At 66.8% G+C, this 10,925-nt stretch carries 10 protein-coding genes; 6 read left to right on the forward strand and 4 right to left on the reverse strand.

Features of this window, described 5'->3' with window-relative positions; genetic code table 11:
* Both mreC and DPV74_RS33925 read right to left on the reverse strand, forming a co-directional pair.
* Positions 1 to 968: rod shape-determining protein MreC (gene mreC / locus DPV74_RS33920; RefSeq protein WP_119338776.1), on the reverse strand; the 968-nt coding region annotated here is incomplete at its 3' end.
* 126 nt (positions 969 to 1,094) lie between these two features.
* Entirely contained in the window at positions 1,095 to 2,138 is a 1,044-nt protein-coding gene (locus tag DPV74_RS33925) for a rod shape-determining protein (protein ID WP_004189550.1), read from the reverse strand.
* Between the two features lie 367 nt (positions 2,139 to 2,505).
* Here DPV74_RS33925 and gatC point away from each other — a divergent pair, with 367 nt between their 5' ends.
* From gatC to DPV74_RS33950, 5 genes are all read left to right on the forward strand, one after another.
* Positions 2,506 to 2,805, forward strand: coding sequence for an Asp-tRNA(Asn)/Glu-tRNA(Gln) amidotransferase subunit GatC (gene gatC / locus DPV74_RS33930; RefSeq protein WP_060062917.1), 300 nt, complete (start codon positions 2,506 to 2,508; stop codon positions 2,803 to 2,805).
* Between the two features lie 65 nt (positions 2,806 to 2,870).
* The gene (gene gatA / locus DPV74_RS33935) at positions 2,871 to 4,361 is read left to right on the forward strand and encodes an Asp-tRNA(Asn)/Glu-tRNA(Gln) amidotransferase subunit GatA (RefSeq protein WP_027788859.1); all 1,491 of its coding nucleotides are present in this window, start codon (positions 2,871 to 2,873) and stop codon (positions 4,359 to 4,361) included.
* Between the two features lie 4 nt (positions 4,362 to 4,365).
* Positions 4,366 to 5,841 (forward strand): Asp-tRNA(Asn)/Glu-tRNA(Gln) amidotransferase subunit GatB, encoded by a 1,476-nt coding sequence (gatB, locus tag DPV74_RS33940; RefSeq protein WP_021158566.1) that lies wholly within the window; start codon positions 4,366 to 4,368, stop codon positions 5,839 to 5,841.
* 118 nt (positions 5,842 to 5,959) lie between these two features.
* On the forward strand, positions 5,960 to 6,799 hold the full coding sequence (locus DPV74_RS33945; protein WP_027788860.1) for a polyphosphate kinase 2 family protein: 840 nt from the start codon (positions 5,960 to 5,962) through the stop codon (positions 6,797 to 6,799).
* Between the two features lie 40 nt (positions 6,800 to 6,839).
* Positions 6,840 to 7,613: an exodeoxyribonuclease III gene (locus DPV74_RS33950; protein WP_021158564.1), complete on the forward strand. Its 774-nt coding sequence runs from the start codon at positions 6,840 to 6,842 to the stop codon at positions 7,611 to 7,613.
* A gap of 128 nt (positions 7,614 to 7,741) precedes the next feature.
* Here the strand turns inward: DPV74_RS33950 and DPV74_RS33955 are convergent, their stop codons facing one another.
* Complete coding sequence (locus DPV74_RS33955) at positions 7,742 to 8,794, reverse strand: NAD(P)-dependent alcohol dehydrogenase (protein ID WP_027788861.1); 1,053 nt, start codon at positions 8,792 to 8,794, stop codon at positions 7,742 to 7,744.
* Between the two features lie 228 nt (positions 8,795 to 9,022).
* On the opposite strand from DPV74_RS33955, the gene DPV74_RS33960 reads away from it, so the two are divergent.
* The gene (locus tag DPV74_RS33960; protein WP_119338777.1) at positions 9,023 to 9,967 is read left to right on the forward strand and encodes an AraC family transcriptional regulator; all 945 of its coding nucleotides are present in this window, start codon (positions 9,023 to 9,025) and stop codon (positions 9,965 to 9,967) included.
* 9 nt (positions 9,968 to 9,976) lie between these two features.
* Here the strand turns inward: DPV74_RS33960 and DPV74_RS33965 are convergent.
* A partial coding sequence (locus tag DPV74_RS33965; protein ID WP_162923211.1) for a M48 family metallopeptidase occupies positions 9,977 to 10,925 on the reverse strand: 949 nt, incomplete at its 5' end.

The following is a 10,925-nucleotide window of genomic DNA, read 5'->3' on the forward strand; positions in this document are numbered from 1 at the left end:
GCGCCGGGCTGGGCCGCGGCGGCCGGCTTCGCGCCGGCGTCGGCCTTCTCACCTTTCGCGGCGGCTTTCGCGCCTTTCTTGCCCTTCGCGTTCTTGTCGGCGGCCGGATCGGGCTCGGCCGGGCGCGGCGGGATGTCGTTCTGGTAATGCAGCACGAGCATCTGGCGCGCGCCGCGCACGGCGGCGATCGGCGCGCAAGTCACGCGCGCGAATGCGGTATCGGCGAGCTTGTCGACGCGTACGACCTTCGCGACCGGCAGGCCGGGCGGATAGACGCCGTCGAGGCCGCTCGTGACGAGCTCGTCGCCGACGACGAGATCCGCGCTCGTCGGCACGAAGCGCAGGTCGAGCGAATCGCCCTTCGGCGTGCCGTAGATCACGCTGCGCAGGCCGGTGCGCAGCACCTGCACGGGAATCGCGAGATCGCGGTCGGTGACCAGCGTGACTTCGGACTGCAGCGGGAATACGCGCGTGACCTGGCCGACCACGCCGTTCTCGCTGACGACGGGCGCGCCGTTCTGGATGCCCTGCTGCGAACCCTGGCCGATCACGATCTTCTGCGTGAACGGATCGCTCGTGTCGTACTGGATCTCGGCCGGTGTCGATTGCGTCGCGATGTGCTGGCGCAGCTCGAGCACGGCGCGCAGGTGCGCGTTCTCCTGCGCGAGCACGGCGGCCTGGTTGGCCTGCGTGGACAGCTGCAGGTTGCGCTTGCGGAGATCGTCGTTGTCGTGGCGCAGCGACGCGCCGGTGACGGCGATGTCGGCCGCGCCCATGAACAGGTCGCGCGGCACGAGCGCGGCGCGCTGCAGCGGATAGAGCACGGTGCCGAGCACGCCGCGGACGATTTCGAGCGTGTTGAAGCGCGCGTCCGACACCAGCAGTGCGATCGCGACGGCGACGAAAAAGATGAGCCGCGCGAGCGCGGGCGGGCCTTGCTTGAAGAGGGGCGGCGGACTGTATTCCATGGTCGGCGCCGGGCGCGAATGATCGGTTAAATGAAGCTCAGACGCGCAAACGGCGCGGCGGTTCGTTCTGAATGAGCGAGCCGGCCACGCCGCGGGTGCGTCATGTCAGGAAGACTGCCTAGACGATCACTCGTACGAGAAGATGCTGCCCAGCTTGTCCATGCGCTCGAGCGCCATGCCCGAACCGCGCACGACGCAGGTGAGCGGATCTTCCGCGACGAGCACCGGCAGGCCGGTTTCTTCCGCGAGCAGGCGATCGAGGTCGCGCAGCAGCGCGCCGCCGCCCGTCAGCATCATCCCGCGTTCGGCGATGTCGGCGCCGAGTTCCGGCGGCGTCTGTTCGAGCGCGATCTTCACCGACGACACGATCTGGTTCAGCGGATCGGTCAGCGCTTCGAGGATTTCGTTGCTGGAGATCGTGAAGCTGCGCGGAATGCCTTCCGACAGGTTGCGGCCCTTCACTTCCATTTCCTTGACTTCGGAGCCCGGGAACGCGGAGCCGATTTCCTTCTTGATCGCCTCGGCGGTCTGCTCGCCGATCAGCATCCCGTAGTTGCGGCGGATGTAGTTGACGATCGCTTCGTCGAACTTGTCGCCGCCGACGCGCACCGAGCCTTTATAGACGATGCCGCCGAGCGAGATCACGCCGACTTCCGTCGTGCCGCCGCCGATGTCGACGACCATCGAGCCGGTGGCTTCCGACACCGGCAGGCCTGCGCCGATCGCAGCCGCCATCGGCTCCTCGATCAGGTAGACCTGCGATGCGCCGGCGCCGTGCGCGGCTTCCTTGATCGCGCGGCGCTCGACCTGGGTCGAGCCGCACGGCACGCAGATGATGATGCGCGGCGACGGCGAGAACATGCGCGACTCGTGGGCCGTCTTGATGAACTGCTTGATCATCTGCTCGGTGACGGTGAAGTCGGCGATCACGCCGTCCTTCATCGGGCGGATCGCCTCGATGTTGCCCGGTACCTTGCCGAGCATCTGCTTGGCTTCCTTGCCGACTGCCTGGATCGTCTTCTTGCCGTTGGGGCCGCCTTCCTGGCGGATCGACACGACGGACGGCTCATCGAGCACGATGCCCTTGCCGCGCATGTAGATCAGGGTGTTTGCGGTGCCGAGGTCGATCGCGAGATCGTTGGAGAAGTAGCTGCGCAAAAAACCGAACATTCAGAATCCTGTTTCGCTCTGGGCCGGCCCTGCATAGCGAGCGCTGAGGGCGGCAGCGGAAAAAATAACAGCCTCGGGAAGCGTGGCGGAAGCGGCCGCCGCGGCGCACGAAGCTGCGAGTGATGTCTACCGGGGATCGCACGAAGCACGCACGGCTTGCCGAAGCGGGGCGAAACGGTGCGGGAAAAGGCTGCCGGGTTTGGGTCGAACGCGTAATGATACCTTATAATTTCACGGTATTTGAATCGAAACGGGCGGTATTTTTGCCGCTTCGGCCCCGATTTTTGAGGGTGGGATCGCACCCTCCAACCCCCCGCCGCAGTGCTGCTTTCGATGCATTGCGCAGTCTTGTTTTTCCGGTGATCGCATGGCCCTGACCCTGACCGATGTGAAACGCATCGCGCACCTGGCGCGACTCGAAATGGCCGACGCCGACGCCGAGCACATGCTCGGCCAGCTCAATGATCTCTTCGGCCTCGTCGAGCAGATGCAGGCGGTCGACACCGCCGGCATCGCGCCGCTCGCCCACCCGATCGAACAGATCCAGGATGTCGCGCAGCGCCTGCGCGACGACGCCGTGACGGAAGTCGTCAATCGCGACGACAACCAGCGTCCGGCGCCGGCCGTCCAGGACGGCCTCTATCTCGTGCCGAAGGTGATCGAGTAAGCATTCGACGACAAGCGCGCCGGCCAGCGCCGCGCGCCACCCAGAATTCCCAGGAAAACCACTCAATGCACGCAAAAAGCCTGACCGAACTGCGCGCCGCGCTCGCCGCCAAGGAATGCTCGGCCGTCGAGCTCGCGCAGCTCTACCTGAAACGGATCGACGCCGCGCGCGACCTGAACGCGTTCGTCCACGTCGATGCCGACCTGACCCTCGCGCAGGCGAAAGCTGCCGACGCGGAGCTCGCGCGCGGCGCGGGCGGCGCGCTCACCGGCCTGCCGATCGCGCACAAGGACGTGTTCGTCACGCGCGGCTGGCACTCGACCGCCGGCTCGAAGATGCTCGCGAACTACGCGAGCCCGTTCGACGCGACCGTCGTCGCCCGCCTGCAGGCGGCCGGCATGGTCACGCTCGGCAAGACCAACATGGACGAGTTCGCGATGGGCTCGTCGAACGAGAACTCGGCGTTCGGCGCGGTGAAGAACCCGTGGGACACGAACGCCGTGCCGGGCGGCAGCTCGGGCGGCAGCTCGGCCGCCGTCGCCGCGCGTCTCGCGCCGGCGGCAACCGGCACCGACACCGGCGGCTCGATCCGCCAGCCCGCGTCGTTCGCGGGCGTGACGGGCATCAAGCCGACCTACGGCCGCGTGTCGCGCTACGGGATGATCGCGTTCGCGTCGTCGCTCGACCAGGGCGGCCCGATGGCGCAGAGCGCGTCCGACTGCGCGCTGCTGCTGAACGCGATGGCCGGCTTCGACGAGCGCGACTCGACGAGCCTCGATCGCGACGACGAAGATTTCACTCGCCACCTCGGCCAGCCGTGGGCGGCCGGCAACGATGCGGGCAAGCCGCTCGCGGGCCTGCGCATCGGCTTGCCGAACGAGTATTTCGGCGACGGCCTGGCCGACGACGTACGCGCGACGATCGACGCGGCACTGAAGCAGTATGAAGCGCTCGGCGCGACGCTCGTGCCCGTGTCGCTGCCGAAGACGGAGCTGTCGATCCCCGTGTATTACGTGATCGCGCCGGCCGAGGCATCGTCGAACCTGTCGCGTTTCGACGGCGTGCGTTTCGGCCACCGCGCCGCGCAATACGGCGACCTGCTCGACATGTACAAGAAGTCGCGCGCGGAAGGCTTCGGCCCCGAGGTGAAGCGCCGGATCCTGGTCGGCACGTACGTGCTGTCGCACGGCTACTACGACGCGTACTACCTGCAGGCGCAGAAGATCCGCCGCATCATCGCGAACGATTTCCAGGAAGCGTTCAAGACCTGCGACGTGATCATGGGCCCGGCCTCGCCGACGGTCGCATGGGATCTCGGTTCGAAGGGCGACGATCCGGTGCAGATGTATCTCGCGGATATCTACACGCTGTCGGTGAGCCTCGCGGGCCTGCCCGGCATGAGCGTGCCGTGCGGCTTCGGCGCGGGCGCGAACGCGAAGCGCCCGGTCGGCCTGCAGATCATCGGCAACTATTTCAACGAAGCCCGGATGCTGCAGGTCGCCGACGCGTTCCAGCGCGCGACCGACTGGCATAAGCAAGTTCCGGCAGGGGTGTAAGCACATGGCTACTCAATGGGAAGTCGTTATCGGTCTCGAGACGCACGCGCAACTGTCGACCGTCTCGAAGATTTTCTCGGGCGCGTCGACGCAGTTCGGCGCCGAGCCGAACACGCAGGCGTGCCCGGTCGACCTGGCGCTGCCGGGCGTGCTGCCGGTGCTGAACCGCGGTGCGGTCGAGCGGGCGATCCGCTTCGGCCTCGCGATCGGCTCGACCATCGCGCCGCGCAGCATCTTCGCGCGCAAGAATTACTTCTACCCCGATCTGCCGAAGGGCTATCAGATCAGCCAGTACGAGATTCCGGTCGTGCAGGGCGGCCAGATCACGATCCAGGTGCCCGCCAACGAAAAGGCCGGCAAGGAAGCGTACGAGAAGACGGTCAACCTGACCCGCGCGCACCTCGAGGAAGACGCAGGCAAGTCGCTGCATGAAGACTTCGCCGGGATGACCGGGATCGACCTGAACCGCGCAGGCACGCCGCTGCTCGAGATCGTCACCGAGCCGGAAATGCGCAGCGCGGCCGAGGCCGTGGCCTATGCGAAGGCGTTGCACGGGCTCGTCGTGTGGCTCGGCATCTGCGACGGCAACATGCAGGAAGGCTCGTTCCGCTGCGACGCGAACGTGTCGGTGCGACCGGTCGGCCAGGAGAAGTTCGGCACGCGCGCGGAAATCAAGAACCTGAACTCGTTCCGGTTCCTCGAGGAAGCGATCAACTACGAAGTGCGTCGCCAGATCGAGCTGATCGAGGACGGCGGCGAAGTCGTGCAGGAAACGCGCCTCTACGATCCGGACAAGCGCGAGACGCGCTCGATGCGCAGCAAGGAAGACGCGCACGACTACCGCTACTTCCCCGACCCCGACCTGATGCCGCTCGTGATCGGCCAGGACTGGATCGAGCGCGTGCAGTCCGGGATGCCCGAGCTGCCGGCCGCGATGCAGCAGCGCTTCGCCGAGCAGTACGGCGTGTCCGCGTACGACGCGGGCGTGCTGACGTCGAGCAAGGCGATGGCCGCGTATTTCGAGTCGGTGGTCGCGAAGGCCGGCGCCGCGAACGCGAAGATCGCCGCGAACTGGTTGATGGGCGACGTGTCGTCGCAGCTGAACCGCGACGGCATCGAGATCGACGCGATCCCCGTGTCGGCCGCGCAGCTCGCGCTGCTGCTGCAGCGCATCGCCGACGGCACGATCTCGAACAAGATCGCGAAGGAAATCTTCGCGACGATCTGGGACGAGAAGCCGGACGACGAAGGTGCGGCCGACCGCATCATCGACGCGAAGGGCCTGAAGCAGATCTCCGACACCGGCGCGCTGGAAGCGATCATCGACGAAGTGCTCGCGGCGAACGCGAAGTCGGTCGAGGAATTCCGCGCGGGCAAGGAAAAGGCGTTCAACGCGCTGATCGGCCAGGCGATGAAGGCGACCAAGGGCAAGGCCAATCCGCAGCAGGTCAACGAACTGCTGAAGAAGAAGCTCGGCTGAGCATGAGCGCGCGCCTGAACCGCGCTTGACGACGGGCCGCCCCGAACCAGTTCGGGGCGGCCCGTTGCGTTTGGCGGATGCGTTATCGTATGCGTCACACCGTCCAACGGAGGAACGAATGGCGAAACAACCGTCGCTCGACGATTTCCGCGTGCCTTATTTCACGCGCGAGAAGGAAGCCGCCGCATTCAAGCTCGATGCGTTCGACCCGGCCGCGAAGCCGTTTTCGTCCGGCTCGAAGGATGACGACCGCGAACGGCTGTCGGTCGTGTCGACCGAACTCGACGTGCAGCAGGAGCGCCTGCACACGCAGCAGAAGAAGCGCGTGCTGCTCGTGCTGCAGGGGATGGACACCAGCGGCAAGGACGGCACCGTGCGCGCGGTGTTCCGCGAGGTCGATCCGCTCGGCCTGCGCGTCGTGTCGTTCAAGGCGCCGACGCCGATCGAGGCCGCGCACGACTTCCTGTGGCGCGTGCATGCGCAGGTGGCGGCCGCGGGCGAGCTCGCGATCTTCAACCGCAGCCATTATGAAGACGTGCTCGTGCCGCGCGTGCTCGACCTGATCGACGCGAAGGAATGCGAGCGCCGCTACCGGCAGATCCGCGATTTCGAGACGATGCTGGTCGAGAACGGCACGACGATCATCAAGTGCTTCCTGCACATCTCGAAGGACGAGCAGCGCGAGCGGCTGCAGGCGCGCATCGACGATCCGACCAAGCACTGGAAGTTCGACATCTCCGATCTCGACGCGCGCAAGCACTGGGACGCGTACCAGTCCGCGTACCGCGACGCGCTCGCCGCGACGTCCGCCGAGCATGCGCCGTGGTACGTGATCCCGGCCAACTCGAAGACGCACCGCAACGTGATGATCGCCGAGCTGCTGCTGCGCACGATGACCGACATGAAGCTGGAATTCCCGCCGCCGAAGCCCGAGCTCGAAGGCGTGAAGATCCGTTAAGCTGCCACCCTGTAAAACATCGAACTGAACGGAATCCGACATGATGCGAGTGATTACCGCCAACCTGAACGGCATCCGCTCCGCCGCGAAGAAGGGCTTCTTCGAGTGGCTCGGCGAACAGAACGCCGATTGCGTGTGCGTGCAGGAAATCAAGGTCTCGGCCGACGACCTGCCGGCCGAATTCGTCGAGCCGCACGGCTTCAAGAGCTATTTTCACCACGCCGAGAAAAAGGGCTACAGCGGCGCGGGCGTGTACAGCCGCCGCGAGCCCGACGACGTGATCATCGGCTTCGGCAGCAGCGAATTCGATGCCGAGGGTCGTTATGTCGAGGCGCGCTACGGCAAGCTGTCGGTCGTGTCGGTGTACGTGCCGTCCGGCTCGAGCGGCGAGGAGCGCCAGCAGGCGAAGTACCGCTTCATGGACGAGTTCATGCCGCACCTTGCCCAGCTCAAGAAGAAGCGCGAGGTGATCCTGTGCGGCGACGTGAACATCGTCCACAAGGAAATCGACATCAAGAACTGGAAGAGCAACCAGAAGAACTCGGGCTGCCTGCCGGAAGAGCGCGAGTGGCTCACGAAGCTGTTCGACGATGTCGGCTACGTCGACGTGTTCCGCACGCTCGACCCGCGCGCCGAGCAGTACACGTGGTGGAGCAACCGCGGCCAGGCGTATGCGAAGAACGTCGGGTGGCGGATCGATTACCAGATCGCGACGCCGGGCGTCGCCGGCACCGCGAAAAGCACATCGATCTTCAAGGACATCAAGTTCAGCGACCACGCGCCGCTGACGGTGGACTACGACTACAAGAAGTGATTGCCGGCGCCGCGCCGCGCGCGTAGCGCCCGAACCCGCCGTTCGCCGGATGCAGAACGGGCCGCATGTCGAACATGCGGCCCGTTTCATTTGGGGCGGCGATCGTGCGGGCCGCCCGGCGGTGGCGCTTATTGCTTGATCGATGCCATGTCGATCACGAACCGGTACTTTACGTCGCTCTTCAGCATCCGCTCGTAAGCGGCGTTGATCTGCTGCATCGGAATCGTCTCGATATCCGACGTGATCCCGTGCTCCGCGCAGAAGTCGAGCATTTCCTGCGTTTCCGCGATCCCGCCGATCAGCGATCCCGCGAGGCGGCGGCGCTTGAAGATCAGGTTGAACACCTGCGGCGACGGATGGTCGTGCTCCGGCGCGCCGACGAGCGTCATCGTGCCGTCGCGCTTCAGCAGGTGCAGGAACGGGTTCAGGTCGTGCTGCGCGGCGACCGTGTTCAGGATGAAGTCGAAGCTGTTCAGGTGCGCGTTCATCTGCGCTTCGTCCTTCGAGATCACGACTTCGTGCGCGCCGACGCGCTTGCCGTCCTCGATCTTCGACGGCGACGTCGTGAACAGCACGACGTGCGCGCCCATCGCGCGCGCCAGCTTCACGCCCATGTGGCCGAGGCCGCCGAGCCCGACGATGCCGACCTTCTTGCCGGGGCCGACGTTCCACTGCCGCAGCGGCGAGTAGGTCGTGATCCCCGCACACAGGAGCGGCGCGGCGCCGGCCGGGTCGAGCGTCTCGGGCACGCGCAGCACGAACGCCTCGTCGACGACGAGCTGCGTCGAGTAGCCGCCGTAGGTGACGTCGCCCGTCACGCGGTCCTGGCCGTTGTAGGTGCCGACGAAGCCGTTCTCGCAATACTGCTCGAGCCCGTCGGCGCAGCTCGGGCAGGTGCGGCACGAATCGACGAGACAGCCGACGCCGACCAGCTCGCCGACCTTGAAGCGCGATACCTGCGGGCCGGTCGCGGTCACGCGGCCGACGATTTCATGGCCCGGCACGACCGGGTAGATCGTGTTGCGCCATTCGTTGCGCGCCTGGTGCAGGTCCGAGTGGCAGACGCCGCAGTAGAGGACGTCGATCTGGACGTCGAGGTCGCGCAGCGCGCGACGCTGGAATTCGAACGGGGCGAGCGGCGACTGCGAATCGGTTGCCGCGTAAGCGTAGGTGGTGCTCATGCAGGGGGCTCCTTGGCCGGGAAAACATCCGGCGAAACGAACTGCCGTCGCACCCTATGGCGATGCGGCGAGGCAGGACGTCATCGTAAGGAGCACGGCGCCGCGATGAAATACACGAAGGTCTGGAAGATTTGCCTATTCCTCTCGAACTGCGTGCAAACGGCCGCCAAAACGCATTCAAGATGCTACATTGCGAGCCAGATTCTCTTGCCGGACAGGATGACGCAGATGAGCTTCGAGCCCCTTTTCGCCGACACGGGCGACCGCGTGCAGCGCCGCATGGTCGAGCTGCACACGCGCCTCGCGCCGAACGAGGGCGACACGCTCGCGGCGCTCGACGGCGTGCGTTTGATTCGCGTGAGCCGTCCGGGGCCGCGCATGCCCGTGCTGTACGAGCCGAGCATCATCGTCGTGTGCCAGGGGCGCAAGCTCGGTTATCTCGGCGACCGCTCGTTCGTGTACGACGCGCAGCAATACCTGGTGCTGTCGGTGCCGCTGCCGTTCGAATGCGAGACCTTCGCGAGCGCGGAGGAGCCGTTTCTCGCGATCTCGATCCGCGTCGATCTCGCGGTGATCGCCGAACTCGCGATCCTGCTCGACGAGACGCTCGGCGCGGCCGCGAGCGAACCGCTCGGCGTCTATTCGACGCCGCTCGACGCGCCGCTGGCCGATGCGGTCGTGCGGCTGCTCGAAGCGCTGGCTTCGCCGCACGACACGCGCGTGCTGGGCCCCGCGATCATGCGCGAGATCGCGTATCGCGTGCTGACGGGCGCGCAGGGCGACGCGATCCGCGCGGCGCTCGTGCAGCAGCATCACTTCGGCCGCATCGCGAAGGCGTTGCGGCGCATCCATGCGGAGCTGAGGGCCGACCTCGATGTCGAGACCCTGGCGCGCGAGGCCGGGATGAGCCTCGCGGTGTTCCACGCGCACTTCAAGCACGTGACGGCGACGTCGCCGATGCAGTACGTGAAGGCCGCGCGCCTGCACCAGGCGCGGCTGATGATGGTGCAGGACGGCGTCGGCGCCGGTACGGCGGCCGCGCGCGTCGGTTATGCAAGCGCGTCGCAGTTCAGCCGCGAGTTCAAGCGGCTGTTCGGCCGCAGCCCCGGTGACGAAGTGCGCTGGATGCGCGAAATCGGGATTCGCCCGGCCGTGGCCGATACGGACGCGTAGCGTCCGGCGTCAGCCGGTGGCGCCGCGCCGCACGACCTTGCGCCGCTGCGCGCTGATGCCCGCGTAGTCGGGCAGTGAGTCGACACGCTTGCCGATCGCCTTCGCGTACAGCGGCATCAGGTCCGGCAGCCGGTTCAGCAGATCCTGGCGCCGCGCGGTGCCGTACGGGTGCGTGTAGATGAAGCCCGTGGCCTTGTTCGCGCGCGTCGCGGCCGCGAGCTTGTCCCAAAGTGTGATCGCCGCGCGCGGATCGAAGCCCGCGCGGGCGGCGATGTCGCCGCCGATCACGTCGGCTTCGGTCTCGTCGGTCGGGTCGTAGTGGAGCGACTGCAGGCGCTCGCCGAGGTTCAGCGCCTGCGGCAGCGGATCGCCGACGCCGAACAGCGGCGGCAACGCGGCGGCGCGCAGCGAAGTTTGCGATGCCGCGCTGAAGTTGCTGCGCGCATGTTCGCGCAGCGCGTGCGCGATGCCGTGCGCGGCCAGCACACCGAGTTCGTCGTCGTTCAGCCGGAGGCGCTCGAGCAGGCCGCCGTACACGAGCACCTTGCCGCCCGGCAGGCAGGTCAGGCGGATGTCGCGCGAGCGGATCACGTTCACGTCCCACGCCCAGTTCTTCACGCGATCGTTCCACTTCACCGAATACGGCGCGAGCTTCGCGACGATCGCGCGCAGACGTTTCACGCGCGGCTGGTTTGCCGGCAGCAGGCGGTTGCTGTCGGCGGCCGCCTGCACGATCTGCGCGTATTCGCTCGCGGTGAGCTGCTCGAGCAGCGGCGACGGGATCAGCGTGCGGAATGCGATCGCATTGCCGTAGCGGACCTGCTGCGGTGTCGGCGTATAAGCCTTCGTCGACGCGGCGGCGCCGGTCGGCTGCGCGGGTTCGGCGGTGGCCGGCTGGGCGGGGGCGGCGGAAGTCGACGTTGCCGGCGGTGAAGCCGGTGCGGCGGCCGGCGCGGAG

Origin of the sequence: Burkholderia sp. HAN2018, from assembly GCF_024704855.1 — a bacterium.
Classification (GTDB): Bacteria; Pseudomonadota; Gammaproteobacteria; order Burkholderiales; family Burkholderiaceae; genus Burkholderia; species Burkholderia cepacia.